This is a genomic window from Micromonospora sp. NPDC005553 (assembly GCF_042871765.1).
Lineage (GTDB): Bacteria > Actinomycetota > Actinomycetes > Mycobacteriales > Micromonosporaceae > Micromonospora.
In genome coordinates this window covers 503,936-520,119 of the sequence record NZ_JBIAJD010000001.1, presented here as the reverse complement: position 1 = coordinate 520,119, position 16,184 = coordinate 503,936, and the positions used below count along the sequence as shown (strand labels likewise).

The following is a 16,184-nucleotide window of genomic DNA, read 5'->3' as shown; positions in this document are numbered from 1 at the left end:
GCCCGGCCGGACCCCGGCGACCACGGATCAGCTGAGTCGACCGGAGGGAGCGAGCGTGAGTGGCGCGACTCAGACCCGGCGACAGTTCGGCGACGGGCCACTGTCGCGCATCACCTCGCGCGTCTACATCCTGCTCGTGGTCGAGCTGCTCCTGCTGCTCACCACGTTGCCCGCCCTGCTTCCGCTGCTGGTGCTGGGCCGCGATCCGAGCAACCTGCCGCTGGCCGCGCTCCTGCTGGTACCGGTCGGCCCGGCGATCTCCGCCGCCCTGTACGCCCTGCGCCACCAGCGAACCGACCTGACCGACCTGCGCCCGGCCACCCTGTTCTGGCACGGCTACCGGGCCAACGTGCTCGGTGTGCTGCGCGTCTGGGTGCCGACGCTGCTGTGGCTGACAGTGCTCGCCGTGAACCTCGCCTACCGCGACGCTGTCGGCCTGTCGAGCTGGTGGGCGGTGCCGCTGGTGCTGATCGGAGTGGGCGTGACGCTCTGCGCGGCCAACGCCCTGGTGATCACCTCGCTGTTCGACTTCCGCACCCGTGACGTGCTCCGGCTGGCCGTGCACTTCCTCGTGCGTACCCCCGGTGTTCCCGTCGGCAGCGCCCTGCTGCTGGCCGCTGCGGCCGGGATCACCGCGGTCTTCTCCGAGGCGGTGCTGATGCTGCTGGCGTCGATCGCGGTGCTGGCGTACCTGCGCGTCGGCGACCCGATGATCCACCTGATCCGGGAGGAGTTCACCAGATGAGCCTGCCCCTCAGCGCCAAGGTGCCCTTCGGGGGCGACTACAACCCGGAACAGTGGCCCGAGGACGTGTGGAAGCAGGACTACCGTCTCTTCGACACGGCACGGATCGACCTGGTCACCCTCGGGGTGTTCGACTGGGCGCTCACCCAACCCGCCGAGGGCACCTACGACTTCGCGCTGCTGGACAGGATCGTCGAGCGGGCCAGTGCCGAGGGACGCGGGATCTGCCTGGCCACCGGCACCGGAGCCCACCCACCGTGGTTGGCGAAGGCGTACCCCGAGGTGACCCGGACCGACTTCGAGGGCCGCAAGCACCGCTTCGGCCAGCGACACAACTCCTGCCCCAGCTCGCCGATCTTCCGCCGGCTCTCGACGGAGCTGGCCCGCCGGGTCGCCCGTCGCTACGCCGACACCCCGGCGGTGCTCGCCTGGCACGTCGGCAACGAGTACGGCGGCGCCTGTTACTGCGCCCTGTGCGCGGCCGGCTTCCGGAACTGGCTGCGCCACCGCTACGGCACCCTCGACGAGCTGAACGAGGCCTGGTACACCACCTTCTGGTCGCACACCTTCACCGACTGGGACGAGATCGAGCCACCCTCGGCGCTGACCGAGCACTGGCGCGGTCCGGATCACACGGCGTTCCCGGGCATCACGCTGGACTACCTGCGGTTCACCTCCGACGCGATGCTGACGAACTTCCGCGACGAGAAGGCGGCCATCCGGGAGTCCAGCCCGGCACTGCCGGTGACCACGAACTTCATGGGCATGTACCGCCCGATCGACTACCACCGCTGGGCCCCTCATCTGGACTTCGTCTCCTGGGACAACTACCCGCCCGACGACGCGTCGGCGGCCCGGATGGCGCTGACCCACGACCTGATGCGCGGGCTCAAGGACGGCCAGCCGTTCTGGCTGATGGAACAGACCCCGAGCTTCACCGCGTGCCGTGACGTCAACCCGTTGAAGCGCCCCGGTCTGATGCGGCTGTGGAGCTGGCAGGCGGTGGCGCACGGCGCCGACGCGGTCCTCTTCTTCCAGCTGCGTGCCTCCCGTGGGGCCAGCGAGAAGTACCACGGCGCCGTCATCGGGCACGCCGGTCGCTCCGACACCCGGGTGTTCCGGGAGGTCGCCGAGCTGGGCGCCGAACTGGAACGGCTCGGCCCGGCGTCACTGGGCGCGCGGACCCCGGCCCGGGTGGCGCTGCTGTTCGACTGGGACAGCTGGTGGGCGTTGGAGCTGTCCGACGGCCCGTCCCGGCTGGTCCGCTACCAGCAGGTCGTGCTCGCGTACCACCGGGCCCTCTGGGACGCCGGTGTGGACCTGGACGTCGTCGCGGTGACCGCCGACCTGTCCGGCTACGACGTGGTCGTGGCCCCGGCCCTGCACCTGCTCAAGGGTGACCTGCCGCAGCGGCTGGAGGCGGTGGCGACGCGCGGAGGGTCGGTGCTGACCACCTACCTGTCGGGCCGGGTGGACGAGAACGACCAGGCGTTCCTGATGGACGTGCCGGGCCCGCTCGGTCAGCTCATGGGCGTCCGGGTCGACGAGTGGGACGCCCGCGGCCCGGAGGTGGTCAACACGGTCCGCCTCGGCGACGGCGCGGATCAGGTCGACGTCGACGCGAGCCTGCTGTTCGAGCTGGTGATCCCGCAGGGCGCGCAGGTCGTCGGCACGTACCAGGCCGACTTCTACGCGGGCACCCCCGCGGTGACCCGTAACTCCTTCGGCGCCGGCGACGGATGGTACGTGGCCACCGGGCTGGACCAGTCCGGAGTGTCCTGGGTGGTTCGGCAGGTGCTCGCCCGGCACGATCTGCTCGGGCCCTACCCGGACGTGCCGGACCTGGAACCCGCCGTGCGGGTCGCGGCGGACGGGTCGCGGCTGCTGTTTCTGCTGAACCACCGCGCCGAGCCGGTCGAGGTGACTGCCCGGACCGGCGGCGTCGACCTGCTCACCGGCGACCGTACGGCGGCCGGCGGCGCCCTGCGGCTGCCGGCGTACGGGGTTGTCGTGCTGGAGGAGGACCGGTGAACGCCGAAGAGTCGGTGGAGTTGGAGCAGCTGATGTTCGTCGAGGAGTCGATGGACGGTGACGAACCGCGCGTCCACCCGGCCTGGCTGCCGCCGGAGGCGTTCCGGTCGCTCGGCGCGCGTCGCATCCTCCTGCACGGCGAGGGGCTGCTCGTCGACACCGTCCTCAACGAGGTCTCGCGCGCCTGCGCCCGTTACGGCGGACGGGTGTGGCACTCCCCGTCCTGGGACGTCGACGTCGACCTGGTGCTCGCCCTGCGCGACGCCGCCGAGCTGCCCAATCCGGCGGTGGAGGCGGCCCGCGCCGCCGGCGAGGCGGCGCTGGTCGAGCTGGGCGACGGCGGGACGCTCGGCGACGAGGGTTTCGTGTTGGCGAGGGCCGGCGACGTGACGGCGGTGCTGGCCGACGCGCCCGCCGGCCTGCTGTACGGGCTCTTCCACGTGGTCCGGCTCTGCGCGGCGGCCTTCGACCCGGCCCGACCCCCGGAGCGGCACCAGCCGGCGCTGCGCCGACGGATGTTGAACCACTGGGACAACGTGGCAGTGCACCCGGTGATGGGCCAGGTCGAACGGGGGTACGCGGGCGGCTCGATCTTCTGGCAGGACGGCCGTCCGCGCGGCGACCTGGCCCGGGTACGGGAGTACGGGCGGCTGCTGGCGTCCTGTGGGATCAACGCGATATCGGTGAACAACGTCAATGTGGCCCGTACCGAGGCGCTGCTGCTCACCGAACGGATCGGGGATGTGGCCGAGATCGCGGACGCGCTGCGCCCGTACGGCATCCGGGTGCACCTGTCGGTCAGCTTCGCCGCGCCGGTGCTCCTCGGTGGCCTGCCGACCGCCGACCCGCTGGACGAGAACGTACGCGTCTGGTGGGCCGGAACCACCAGACGGGTGTACGACCGGATCCCGGACTTCGGCGGCTACCTGGTAAAGGCCGACTCGGAGGGGCAACCCGGCCCGTTCACGTACGGCCGTGACCACGCCGACGGGGCGAACCTGCTGGCCGAGGCCCTCGCCCCGCACGGGGGAGTGGTGCACTGGCGGGCGTTCGTCTACAACCACCACCAGGACTGGCGGGACCGGTCCACCGACCGGGCTCGGGCCGCGTACGACCACTTCGCCCCGCTCGACGGGCGGTTCCGTACCAACGTGGTCGTCCAGGTGAAGTTCGGCCCGGTGGACTTCCAGCCGCGCGAGCCGGTGTCACCGGTGTTCGCCGCGATGCCGGCGACCCGGCTGGCGGTGGAGTTGCAGGTCACTCAGGAGTACACGGGCCAACAGCGGCACGTCTGCCACCTCGGCCCGTGGTGGAGTGAGGTGCTCGGCTTCGCTCCCTGGGGGCCGGACGGGCGGACGATCGCCGACGTGGTCACGGGGGAGTCGGCGGCGGGCGGCGGGATGGTCGCCGTCGCCAACGTCGGCGACGACCTCTTCTGGACCGGGCATCCGTTGGCGCAGGCCAACCTGTACGCGTTCGGCCGGCTGGCCTGGGACCCTCGGCGGGACCCGACGGCGATCCTCGACGAGTGGATCACGTTGACCTTTCCGCCGTCGGCGACCGCCGACGCGGAGCTGGTGCGGCGGATCCTGCACGAGATCATGGACGACTCGTGGCGCACGTACGAGCGCTACACCGCCCCGCTGGGTGTCGGTTTCATGGTCAACCCCGGCGACCACTACGGTCCCGGCGTCGACGGGTACGAGTACACCCGGTGGGGCACCTACCACTTCGCCGACCGCGACGGCGTCGGCGTGGACCGCAGCCGAGCGTCGGGCACCGGCTTCGCCGGCCAGTACCCGCCGTACTGGGCGCAGGTGTACGAGTCACCCGAGAGCTGCCCCGACGAGCTGCTGCTCTTCTTCCACCACGTGCCGTACGGGCACGTGCTGCACAGCGGCTCGACGGTCATCCAGCACATCTACGACACCCACTTCGCCGGGGTCGAGGAGGTGATGGCGATGCGACGCAGGTGGCAGACGCTGACCGGGATGATCGACCCGAGCGTGTACGAGCGGGTCGCCGAACGCCTCGACGAGCAGGTGCGCTGCGCCACCGAGTGGCGCGACCAGATCAACACGTACTTCTACCGCAAGTCCGGGGTGCCGGACGAGCGAGGGCGGGACATCTACTGAGCGGCGGTGCGGACGGCCGGGTCATCCGGTCGGGCCGCCGTTGTGCCGTGTGCCCAGCGGCGGCCTGGCAGGTTCCGAAAACGTGCCGATAATTCATCGCCACCCAGCGCCGCTGAAGACGCCCGTCGATGCCCATTGCCGCGCAGGTAGCCGCCAGAACCGTTGCGGCGAAAGGTTTCCGGAAGTCTTGACAATCGAGTGTGCTCGATTGAAGCTGACATGGTCACGCGAGCCGCGGTCAAGGTCGGGCGAAGGGCAGTCCTCGACTTAAGTCCCCTTCCACGCGCCTTTTTTCCGCAAGGGATCGCGACGATGACACTGAAGACGAGAATGCTTGGCGTCGTCATGGCGGCCGTGACACTGGCCGCCGCCGCGTTGACGTTCGCCGCTCCCGCGTCGGCGGCGACGCTCACGCAGGTGACCAACTTCGGCACCAACCCCACCAACCTACAAATGCACCTGTACGTCCCGGACCGGGTGGCGACCCGACCGGCGATCCTCCTGGCCATGCATTACTGCACCGGGACGGGCCCCGCGTTCCACTCGGGCACCCAGTACGCCTCCCTCGCGGACCGGTACGGGTTCATCGTGATCTACCCGTCGGCAACCCGCAGCAGCAAGTGCTGGGACGTCTACTCACCGCAGGCGTTGCGCCGTGGCGGCGGCAGCGACCCGGTCGGGCTCATGTCGATGGTCGACTACGTGAAGCAGCGCTACTCCGCCGACCCCGCGCGGATCTTCGCCACCGGCACCTCGTCCGGCGCGATGATGACCAACGTCATGCTGGGCGTCTACCCGGACGTGTTCGCGGCAGGCTCCTCGTTCGCCGGGGTGCCGTTCGCCTGCTTCGCCACCGGCGGCACCTCGGAGTGGAACAGCCAGTGCGCCAACGGGCAACTCATCCGGACCGCGCAGCAGTGGGGTGACCTGGTCCGGGAGGCGTACCCCGGCTACACCGGCCAGCGACCCCGGATGCAGATCTGGCACGGCACCAACGACGAGACGCTGCGCTATCCGAACTTCGGCGAGCAGGTCAAGCAGTGGACCAACGTGCACGGGCTGAGCCAGACCCCGACGTACACCGACTCCCCGCAGTCCGGCCACACCCGCACCCGCTACGGCAGCAGCGGCCCGATGGCGCCGGTCGAGGCGATCAGCATGCAGGGTGTCACGCACAACCTGCCGGTCGACGCCGCGCAGGTGATCCGCTTCTTCGGGCTGGACGGCACCGCGCCGCCGACCACCCCGCCGCCGACGACCCCGCCGCCGACGACTCCGCCGCCGACGACTCCGCCGCCGACCGACGGCGCCTGTCGGGTCGGCTACACGGTCAACGCCTGGAACAGCGGCTTCACCGCGAGCGTGGTCATCACCAACACCGGTGCCACCGCCGTGAACGGCTGGGCGCTGACCTTCACGCTGCCCAGCGGACAGCGCATCACCAGCGGCTGGAACGCCCAGTACGCCCCGGTGAGCGGCGCGGTGACCGCCCGCAACGTCTCCTACAACAACACCATCGCCCCGAACGCGTCGGTCGAGATCGGCTTCCAGGCCACGCACGAGGGCGGCACCGGCAAGCCCACCTCGTTCGCGCTCAACGGTGCCGCCTGTTCGGTGTCCTGATTTCCCCTCCCACCCCACCACCCTCAAAGGAGTCACACGATGAGAAGTCCGAGATGGAAGGCGGCATCCAGAGCCGCAGTCGCGCTGGCCGGCGCGGGTGCCCTCGCCGCCGGCATGGCGCTGTTCGCGACGGCGCCCGCCTCCGCCGGAACGACGCTCGGCGCGTCCGCCGCCGAGAAGGGTCGCTACTTCGGTACGGCGGTGGCCGGCTTCAAGCTCTCCGACAGCGCGTACACCACGATTTTGAACCGTGAGTTCAACATGGTGACCGCCGAGAACGAAATGAAGATGAACGCCACCGAGCCGCAGCAGAACCAGTTCAGCTACGGGGCGGCGGACCAAATCGTCAACCACGCCCGCAGCCGCGGGATGAACGTGCGGGGTCACACCCTGGCGTGGCATTCGCAGCAGCCCGGCTGGATGGAGAGCATGAGCGGCAGCGCGCTGCGACAGGCGATGCTCAACCACGTCACGCAGGTGGCCACCCACTTCCGCGGCAAGGTCGTGGCGTGGGACGTGGTGAACGAGGCGTTCGCCGACGGCAGCTCCGGGGGCCGTCGCGACTCCAACCTCCAGCGCACCGGCAACGACTGGATCGAGGCGGCGTTCCGGGCGGCGCGTGCCGCAGACCCGGGCGCAAAGCTCTGCTACAACGACTACAACACCGACAACTGGACGCACGCCAAGACCCAGGGCGTCTACAACATGGTGCGCGACTTCAAGGCCCGTGGCGTGCCGATCGACTGCGTCGGGTTCCAGTCGCACTTCAACAACGACTCACCGTACGTGAGCAACTACCGCACCACCCTGTCGAGCTTCGCGGCGCTCGGTGTGGACGTGCAGATCACCGAGCTGGACATCCAGGGCGCTTCGGCGAACACGTACCGCAGCGTCGTCGAGGACTGCCTGGCCGTTGCCCGCTGCAACGGCATCACGGTGTGGGGCATCCGCGACAGTGACTCGTGGCGCGCTTCGCAGACCCCGCTGCTGTTCAACAGCAACGGCTCGAAGAAGCCCGCGTACGACGCTGTTCTCGCCGCGCTGAACAACGGCACCACGCCCACGGACCCGCCGACCGACCCGCCCACCGACCCGCCGACCGACCCGCCCACCACGCCGCCGCCGGGCACGGGTGGCTGCACCGCCACGGTGTCGGTGAACCAGTGGAACGGTGGCTTCGTGGCGAACGTACGGGTGACCGCGGGCTCGTCGGCGCTCAACGGGTGGACGGTGTCGATCGGACTGCCGTCCGGTGCCACAGTCACCAACGCCTGGAGCGCCAACCGCAGTGGTAACACCGGCACGACGAACTGGACCAACGTCGCCTACAACGGTCAGGTCGGTGCCGGGCAGTCCACCGAGTTCGGGTTCCAGGCCAACGGCACCGCCGGCAGCCTGAGCCCCACCTGCTCCGCAGGCTGACGCACCCACCGGCCGGTGCGGGGGGCAGGGCCCCGCACCGGCCCCACCCACCCCTGCCCTCGTTGATCAAGAGGTTTCCGTCACGACACGCCAGCTCGGATGACGGAAACCTCTTGATCACCAGGAGAGGCGGTAGGGGATGAGGTGGGTAGGGGCTTTACCGTCGTCGAGATGCTGGTGTCAGGTTTGGGCGGCGACGAGGAACATCGGGACGACGACGAGGATTCGGTTCGTCCGGGCGCGCTCGGCCTGCTCGGCGAGCCAGATCTCCTCGTCGGTGATCCGTTGCAACAGCTTGAGCGCGGTGTCCTCGGTGAACACCGCGCTGTGCACCTCGACGACCGGGTCGGTGAAGCCGGCATCGAGAAGCAGGTTGCGATACCTGCGGGCAACGCGCGGCGACGGGAGCGAGTCTGCCCGCGCGTGGACCAGTCGGCGAGTGGTCTCCGGCTGGTCCGAGTCGATGGCGATCAGGTCCCAGTCCTGGCCCAGCAGTACGGCTCGACCTCCCGGTGTGAGCACGCGCCGTGCCTCGGCCACGGCCCGCGCCGGATCGTCGAGCACGTGCAACACCTTGTCCGCCCGGTAGTACGTGGCCGATCCGGTCTCGATCGGCAGCTCGGTGGCGTCGCCGACGTGGAACTCGCCGGCAGGCCAGCGCGCGCGGGCCACGGCGATCATCTCGGGATCGACGTCGACCCCGACCGCGTGGGCTCCGCGCCCGGCCAGCTCGCCGACGGCACGGCCACTGCCACAACCAACGTCGACGACGGTTCGGCCGGTGAGGTCGCCGAGCAACTCGTAGGAACGGGCGCGCAGTGCGACGGCCGTGGGTTCGCTCTCAATGGCATCGAGGGCAGCTAGAAGACTGGACATGCCTGCCAGCCTGGGACTTAATGTCGACATGAAGTCAAGCCCGATGACGATCGGCGAGGTGGCCGACCACTTCGGCCTGCCAGCGCACGTCTTGCGGCACTGGGAGTCGGTGGGCCTGCTCCGCCCGGTCCGGGTCACCGGCGGTCGTCGCCGCTACACCCGCGACGACCTGTTCAGGGTGGCCTCGATTCTGCGCGCGAAGCAGGCCGGCCTGTCGCTGTCGGACATCCGGGCGTTCCTCGCCGCAGGTGACCCGGCCACCCGAAAGGACGTACTGCGCCGTAACCACGACGCGGTGCAGGCCAGGATGGCGGCGCTGCGCTCGGCGCTCGACCTGCTCGCGGCCGGGCTGAACTGCTCGCACGAGGACATCTCGACCTGCCCTGACTACCGCACTCAGCTGGCGGAGCTGGTCGAGGTCGGCGGTGGTGGCTAGCCGTCGATGCGGGTGATGTTGCGGATCTTGTTGGACGCGTCCAGGGCGGCGACCTTGTACGCCTCGGCCAGCGTCGGGTAGTTGAACACCGCGTCGACGAGATAGTTGATCGTGCCCCCGCAGCCCATCACCGCCTGACCGATGTGGACGATCTCGGTGGCGGCGGTGCCGAACACGTGCACCCCGAGCAGTCGACCGTCGTCGGGGGAGACGAGCAGCTTCAGCATGCCGTACGAGTCGCCCACGATCTGACCCCGCGCCAACTCCCGGTACCGGGCGATGCCCACCTCGAACGGTGTCGAGCTTTCGGTGAGCTGCGCCTCGGTCTGCCCGACGAAGCTGATTTCCGGAATCGTGTAGATGCCGATCGGTTGCAGGCCGTGCATCTCCCGGATCGGCTCGCCGCAGGCGTGCTGCGCGGCCAGCCGACCCTGCTCCATCGAGGTGGACGCGAGCGCGGGAAAGCCGATCACGTCGCCGACGGCGTAGATGTTCTCCACTGCGGTGCGGTAGTTGGCGTCGACGGTGATCCGGCCGCGTCGGTCCGCCTCCAGCCCGGCCGCCTCCAGCGCCAGGTCGTCGGTCTGGCCCTGCCGGCCGGCCGAGTACATCACCGTGTCGGCGACGATCTTCTTGCCGCTCTTGAGGATGCACAGCGCCGCCGTCTGGTGCTTCTCCACGGCGGCGACCTCCTCGCCGAAGCGGAACGCCACGGACAGGTCGCGCAGGTGGTACTTGAGTGACTCGATGATCTCGTCGTCGCAGAAATCCAGCATCCGGTCGCGGCGTTCCACCACCGTCACCTTGGTGCCGAGCGCCGCGAACATCGAGGCGTACTCCATGCCGATCACGCCGGCGCCGACCACGACCATGCTGCGGGGTACGGCCTGGAGGTTGATGACGCCGTCGGAGTCCACGATCGTCCGGTCGTCGAAGTCGACGCTGTCCGGGCGGGCCGGGCGGGTGCCCGCGGCGATGACGCTCTTGTCGAAGGTCACCTTGGACTCGCGGCCGGAGCCGCCGTCGACCCAGATCGAGTGCGCGTCGGCGAAACGCCCGGTGCCGGTGATCATCGTGACGCGGTTGCGGGACAGTTGGTTGCGGATGACGTCGGTCTGCCGGGTGATGACGTGCTGGGTCCGGGCCGCCAGGTCGCTGACGGTGATGTCCTCCTTGACCCGGTAGCTGCTGCCGTACAGGTCGCGCTGGCTCAGGCCGGTCAGGTAGAGCACGGCCTCGCGCAGGGTCTTGGAGGGCACGGTGCCGGTGTTGATGCACACCCCACCGATCATGTCGCGGCGGTCCACGATGGCGACCCGCCTGCCGAGCTTGGCGGCGGCGATCGCGGCCTTCTGACCGCTGGGCCCGGAGCCCAGCACCAACAGGTCGTAGTCATACACAGGCGTTAGCGTCGCAAGATGTCGCGGCGCACGCCAGACCCCGGAGGCGAGCGTTATTCGTCTGCCACCGTGCGCAGGCCGCCGTTCAGCGTGTTGTGGCGGACGCCCCGACGGGTTCGGACGCCGACATCGGCGCGAGGATTCGACTGCGGCAGGTGGAGGGTGTGCCGGTCGCGGCCTTTGGAGCTGAATCGTTTGCGACATCGCCGGCCCGGCCACGGCCACGACAACCCGGCCTTAGCCGACGAGGCGGCGTTCCCAGGCCCAGGCGGCGATCTCGACCCGGTTGCGGGCAGTGAGTTTCATCTGCACGCTCGCCAGGTGGGTCTTGACCGTGCCCACGGCGATGAAGAGCTGGGTGGCGATCTCGGCGTTGGTCAGGCCCCGGGCGACGAGCTTCACGACGTCGAGTTCCCGTGGCGACAGGCCGCCGTCGTCGCGCGCCGGGGCCGGCGAGCTGAGGTGCTCCAACAGCCGTACCGTGATCGAGGGGCTGATCAGCGCGTCTCCGGACACGGCCGCGCGGACGGCCTCCACCAGCAGGGCCGGGCCGGAGTCCTTGAGCAGGAAGCCGCACGCGCCGTTGGAGAGCGCCGTGTGCACGTACTCGTCGAGGTCGAAGGTCGTCACGACGACCACCCGGATCGGGTCGGCGACGCCCGGCCCCGCGAGCAGCCGCAGTGCCTCCAGACCGTCGAGGCGGGGCATCCGGATGTCCAGCAGCACCACGTCCGGGCGCAGTCGTCGGGCCAGCTCGACGGCCTGGACGCCGTCTGCGGCCTCGCCGACCACCTCCATGTCCGACTGGGCGCCAATGATCATGCCGAAGCCGGTCCGGACCATGGCCTGGTCATCGGCGATCAGCACCCGGATCACCGGGCCACCGCCACGTGGAGCGGGAACGCCGCGTCGAGCACCCAGCCACCGGCGACGCCGGGCCCGGCGGTGATCGTGCCGCCGAGGGCGCGTACCCGCTCGGTGAGGCCGATCAGGCCGAAGCCGTGCCCCCGGGCCGGCGCGGTTCGCGGCGACGCGCCGTCGTCGGCGACCCGGACCAGCAACCAGTCCGGGGTACGCCGCACGGCCACGGCCACGGACCGCGCGTCCGGCGCGTGCTGGCGGGTGTTGGTCAGCCCCTCCATCACCACGCGGTACGCCGACGTCGAGACCTCCACGGGCAGTCCGTTCAGGTCGCCGTCGACGTGCAGTCGTGCCGGCGCGTTCGCCGCGCCGTTGAACCCGGTCAGCAGCGGTTCCAGCTCGGTCACCCCGGCCAGTGGCGCCAGCGGCGCGTCCGGCGGGGCGTCGGGGTTGCGCAGGATGCCGACCATCCGCCGCATCGAGGCCATCGTCTCCGCGCCGGCCCGCTCGATCTGCCCCAGGGCGACGATCACCCGCTGCGGGTCCTGCTCGGCGACGAACCGGGCGCCCTGTGCCTGCACCACGATGCCGGTAACGTGGTGGGCGATGAAGTCGTGCAGGTCCCGGGCGAACTCCGCACGCTGCTCGGCCCGTACCAGGGCGATGGCCCGCTCCCGGCCGGCGGCCACGACGCGGAGGTAGAGCCCCACCCCGGCGGCGCCGGCAGCGGCGATCACCTGAAGCAGACCGAAGATCACCAGGAGGCTGTCGGCGCCGGAACGCAGCGGCAGCGCGGCGACGGCGAGCCCGGCGACCACCGCCGCCGCCGGGGCGAGTCGGGGCGCGCCCCAGCGCGTCACCACGAAGACCACCCCGATCAGCCCGGCCGACTCGGCGAGCCCCCAGCTGCCGCCACCGAGCCCGTAGCGGCCGTCGGGAATGATCACGATCGCCGCGGTCACGACCAGTGACGCCGAGGCGAGTATCAGCGCGGCCAACGGCAGCCGGCGGGAGCCTGGTCGGTGCACCGGCAGCCAGAGCGGGACCGTCGCCACCGCCAGCCCCACCCGTACCAGCAGGAGCAGCAGGGCGGCCAGGCTCGTGGGCGAGCTGTACCGCAGGTCGAAGAGGGCGAGCAGCCCCATGGCCACCAGCCCGGCGGTCTGGGCCAGGCGTACCCACCATCGTCGAAGATCCGGCGTGCTCATGGTGACCCAGCGTAGCCAGCCGGACGGAGGTGTCGGATCGGCCAAAAGGCAGACCCCGCACCGGCGATACCCGGCCCCGGGCCGATGCGCCCGCCCGCCGGTCGCGGCGAGGCTTTCCCGGTCACCACGCAGCCACTGGAGGAACGATGACAACCCACGCCCCGCCGGAGACCAGCCACGCCGCGGTAGCCGCGGTCGACCTGGTGAAGGTGTACGGCAGCGGCGACACGGCCGTCCGTGCCCTGGACGGGGTCTCGGTCGGCTTCGGCCGGGCCGAGTTCACCGCCATCATGGGCGCGTCCGGATCCGGCAAGTCGACACTGATGCACTGCCTCGCCGGCCTCGACACGGCCACCTCCGGTCGCGTCCTGCTCGGCGGCACGGAGCTGACCGGCCAGTCGGACCGGACGCTGACCCGGGTACGCCGGGAACGGATCGGGTTCGTCTTCCAGTCCTTCAACCTGCTGCCACAGCTCACCGCCGCGCAGAACATCACCCTGCCGCTGGACCTCGCCGGTCGGCAGCCCGACGCCGAACTCCTTGCGCACCTGGTGCGGATGCTGGGCCTCGGCGACCGCCTGAACCACCGGCCCAGCGAGCTGTCCGGCGGTCAGCAGCAGCGGGTCGCGCTCGCCCGGGCGCTCGTGGCGCGCCCCGAGGTGGTCTTCGCCGACGAACCGACCGGCAACCTCGACTCCCGCTCCGGCGCGGAGGTGCTCACCATCCTGCGCGACTCGGTACGCGACCTCGGCCAGACTGTCGTCATGGTCACCCACGACCCGATCGCCGCCGCGTACGCCGACCGGGTGGTGCTGCTCGCCGACGGGCGGCTGGCCGGTGAGATCGACAAGCCGAACCAGGTGTCGGTCACCGACGCCCTGCGTGACCTGGCGGCCCGCCGATGAGGGCGGCAGTGCTGCGTACCCAGACGACCGCCGCGGCCCGACGGCCCGGCCGGCTGATCCTGACCGGCCTGGCGATCCTGGTCGCGTCGTTCGTCGTCTTCGGCACCGTGCTGGTGCAACAGATCACCGAACGGACCGTGCGGGACAACCTCAGCGGCACTCCGGCCGTCACCGACCTGGTGATCGGCAGCGTCGACGTGCCGCCACCCACAGTGCGCGACGTGCAGCAGATCCGGGCCGTGCCCGGGGTTGCCGAGGCGGTCGCCCGGGTCTCGACCGGGGTCTCCATCGGCGAGGGATACCTCAACCTGCAGTCCGATCCGGGCGCCGGCCCGCTGAGCACGGTCCGGGTCGTCGAGGGCAGGTACCCCGACGCCCCGGGCCAGATCGCGATCACCCCGCGCACCGCCGAGCGGCTCGGGCTGTCGGTCGGCACCACCACCAGCGGTACCGGCGGCGAACTCAGCGCGCCCGCTCCGCTCACCGTGACCGCCATGGTGCAGACCACCGCCGACGCCGGCTACGACGCGTACGCCCCGGAGAGCGCCGTGATCGGCTGGGCGCGACTGACGGCCGTGGATCGCGTGGACGTGCTGGTGACGCCCGGCACCGAAGCCGACGCGGTCCGCCAACGGGTGACCGCCGTGGTCGCCGCCCAGCCGATCCGCTCCGGTGTCGAGGTACGCGACGCCGAGGCCAACGCGGTGGCCGAGCAGGTCGGGAAACTCTTCATCCTGGTCGGCATGTTCGTCTCCATCGCGGTCGCCGCCGCCGCGCTGGTGGTCACCTCGACCTTCCGCATCGTCTTCGCCCAGCGGATGCGGCAGCTCGCGCTGCTGCGGGCGGTCGGCGCGAGTCGTGCCACCCTGGTGGGGGCCCTCACCGCCGAGGGCGCCCTGACCGGGCTGGTCGCCGGCGTCGTCGGGGTCGCCAGCGCCCTCACCCTCGGGTACGCGCTGCCGCCGGTCCTGCGCGCCGCTGGCCGCCAGGTCTCCACGCCGGGCCTGCCGCTGGCGGCGGCGGTCACGGTCGTGATCGGCGCTGTCGTGATCACCGTGCTGGCCGTGCTGGCGCCGGCGCTCTCCGCCGCCCGGGTCTCCCCGCTGGAGGCCCTACGGTCGGCGAGCACCACCGCCGGCCGCCGCGGCATCGGCGTGCTGCGTCTGGCCTTCGGGCTGCTCCTGGCCGTCGGCGCGATCCTGGCGGCGGTCGGGACGATCAGCCGGTTGCCGAAGCCGGAGCAGTCGAACTACGACGCGTCGATGCCACTGCTCCTGCTGATCGGGTCCGGCACGTTGGCGTTCTTCGCGCTGGTGGCCCTCGGCCCGCTGCTGGTGCGCCCGGTGCTGGCCGTGGTGGGTTGGCCGCTGCGCCAGCTCGGGCCGATCGGGCGGATGTCGGTCGGCGGGATCGGCGGTGCCCCACGCCGCGCCGCTGCGGTCTCCGTCGTGGTCGCCCTCGGCGTGACCCTGATCTCCGGGGTGGTCATCGGCGGCGCGTCGTTGCAGATCCTCGCCGACCGCGAGATGGCGCTGTCGGCTCCGACCGACTTCGAGGTCACGACCAACGGTGGGACCCTGCCGCCGGCCGTGGTGACCCGGGCCGAGGCGGCGCGCGGTGCGCTGGCCCGGGTGGTGCCGTACCGGAGGGTCGACGACGCCCGGCTGCTGCGCGGCGCGGACAAGCTCGGCGACGTCGAGGCCGGTTATCCGACCAGCGACCTGGACCTGGCCGCGTTGCCGAGCACCAAGGCCCTGGACGTGGCCCAGGGCACCCTGACCGATCGTGGCCCCGGCCGGATCGTGGTCAACAGCTGGGTCGCGCGGGACGCGGGTCTGCGGGCCGGCGACACGGTCACGCTCGCCGTCGCCACCGGCCGGGTCGACGTGCGGGTGGCAGCGGTCCTGCCCGGTGACGGGCCGCTGCACGCGGGCATCCTCGCCGATCCGGCGGACCTGGACCGGCTCGGTGTGCCGGCCGCGTACACCGGTCTGCTGGCCGACGCGGCCGGGGCCGGCGAGGACGGTCGCACCGCCGGGGTGCGGGCGCTGCGGCAGGCGATCGGCGGCAGTGACGGGGTGGGCCTCGCGGTGCTCGCCGACGAACGGGACCGCAACGACGCGTTGGTGCGCACCCTGGTCTGGATCGCGGTCGGTCTGGTCAGCCTGACCGTGCTGATCGCTGTGGTCGGCGTGGGCTCCACGACCGCGCTGTCGGTGGTGGAGCGGGTTCGCGAGTCCGGTCTGCTCAGGGCGATCGGGCTGTCCCGGACCGGTCTGCGCACCATGCTGACCGTCGAGTCGGGCCTGTACGGGGTGATCGGCGCGACCATCGGCCTGGTGCTCGGCATTCCGTACGCCTGGTTGGCCGTCCAGACCCTCGGGATCGAGGCGCCGCTGACCGCGCCGCTGCTGCCGCTGGCCGGGCTCTTCGTGGTGCTGGTCGGGCTGACCGCGCTGGCCGGGGTGCTGCCGGCCCGTCGGGCGTCGCGGGTCAGCCCGGTGGAGGCGCTGGGGGCCGAGAACTGAGCACCGTCGTCGGGT

At 71.2% G+C, this 16,184-nt stretch carries 12 protein-coding genes; 8 read left to right on the top strand and 4 right to left on the bottom strand.

From position 1 onward, the window contains the following. The first annotated feature begins 55 nt into the window (after positions 1–55). The 5 genes from ACFYPG_RS02480 to ACFYPG_RS02460 all read left to right on the top strand — a co-directional run bounded on the left by ACFYPG_RS02480 (position 56) and on the right by ACFYPG_RS02460 (position 7,955). The gene (locus ACFYPG_RS02480) at positions 56–745 is read left to right on the top strand and encodes a DUF624 domain-containing protein (protein WP_355006600.1); all 690 of its coding nucleotides are present in this window, start codon (positions 56–58) and stop codon (positions 743–745) included. Then, positions 742–2,775, top strand: coding sequence for a beta-galactosidase (locus ACFYPG_RS02475; protein ID WP_387349717.1), 2,034 nt, complete (start codon positions 742–744; stop codon positions 2,773–2,775). Before ACFYPG_RS02480 ends, ACFYPG_RS02475 begins: the two co-directional genes overlap by 4 nt. Beyond that, positions 2,772–4,910 (top strand): alpha-glucuronidase, encoded by a 2,139-nt coding sequence (locus ACFYPG_RS02470; RefSeq protein WP_387349715.1) that lies wholly within the window; start codon positions 2,772–2,774, stop codon positions 4,908–4,910. The genes ACFYPG_RS02475 and ACFYPG_RS02470 overlap by 4 nt, the downstream gene beginning before the upstream one ends. Positions 4,911–5,222: 312 nt before the next feature. Next, entirely contained in the window at positions 5,223–6,533 is a 1,311-nt protein-coding gene (locus ACFYPG_RS02465; protein ID WP_355006603.1) for a PHB depolymerase family esterase, read from the top strand. A gap of 39 nt (positions 6,534–6,572) precedes the next feature. Then, complete coding sequence (locus ACFYPG_RS02460; protein ID WP_387349712.1) at positions 6,573–7,955, top strand: endo-1,4-beta-xylanase; 1,383 nt, start codon at positions 6,573–6,575, stop codon at positions 7,953–7,955. Between the two features lie 180 nt (positions 7,956–8,135). On the opposite strand, the gene ACFYPG_RS02455 is transcribed toward ACFYPG_RS02460, so the two are convergent. Continuing rightward, complete coding sequence (locus ACFYPG_RS02455; protein WP_387349710.1) at positions 8,136–8,831, bottom strand: methyltransferase domain-containing protein; 696 nt, start codon at positions 8,829–8,831, stop codon at positions 8,136–8,138. Between the two features lie 28 nt (positions 8,832–8,859). Between ACFYPG_RS02455 and ACFYPG_RS02450 the strand changes: the two genes are divergently transcribed. Continuing rightward, positions 8,860–9,267: a MerR family transcriptional regulator gene (locus ACFYPG_RS02450; RefSeq protein WP_387349708.1), complete on the top strand. Its 408-nt coding sequence runs from the start codon at positions 8,860–8,862 to the stop codon at positions 9,265–9,267. Here ACFYPG_RS02450 and sthA read toward each other — a convergent pair. From sthA to ACFYPG_RS02435, 3 genes are all read right to left on the bottom strand, one after another. Beyond that, positions 9,264–10,667, bottom strand: a complete 1,404-nt coding sequence (sthA, locus tag ACFYPG_RS02445) for a Si-specific NAD(P)(+) transhydrogenase (RefSeq protein ID WP_355006606.1) — start codon at positions 10,665–10,667, stop codon at positions 9,264–9,266. The genes ACFYPG_RS02450 and sthA overlap by 4 nt on opposite strands. A gap of 237 nt (positions 10,668–10,904) precedes the next feature. Then, positions 10,905–11,543, bottom strand: coding sequence for a response regulator transcription factor (locus ACFYPG_RS02440; RefSeq protein WP_355006608.1), 639 nt, complete (start codon positions 11,541–11,543; stop codon positions 10,905–10,907). Beyond that, positions 11,540–12,736 (bottom strand): sensor histidine kinase, encoded by a 1,197-nt coding sequence (locus tag ACFYPG_RS02435; protein ID WP_387349705.1) that lies wholly within the window; start codon positions 12,734–12,736, stop codon positions 11,540–11,542. The genes ACFYPG_RS02440 and ACFYPG_RS02435 overlap by 4 nt, the downstream gene beginning before the upstream one ends. A gap of 146 nt (positions 12,737–12,882) precedes the next feature. On the opposite strand from ACFYPG_RS02435, the gene ACFYPG_RS02430 reads away from it, so the two are divergent. Both ACFYPG_RS02430 and ACFYPG_RS02425 read left to right on the top strand, forming a co-directional pair. Further along, a complete protein-coding gene (locus ACFYPG_RS02430; protein WP_357207221.1) occupies positions 12,883–13,641 on the top strand; it encodes an ABC transporter ATP-binding protein in 759 nt (252 codons plus the stop codon). 8 nt (positions 13,642–13,649) lie between these two features. Continuing rightward, positions 13,650–16,169 (top strand): ABC transporter permease, encoded by a 2,520-nt coding sequence (locus tag ACFYPG_RS02425; protein WP_387349702.1) that lies wholly within the window; start codon positions 13,650–13,652, stop codon positions 16,167–16,169. The last annotated feature ends 15 nt before the right edge of the window (positions 16,170–16,184 follow it).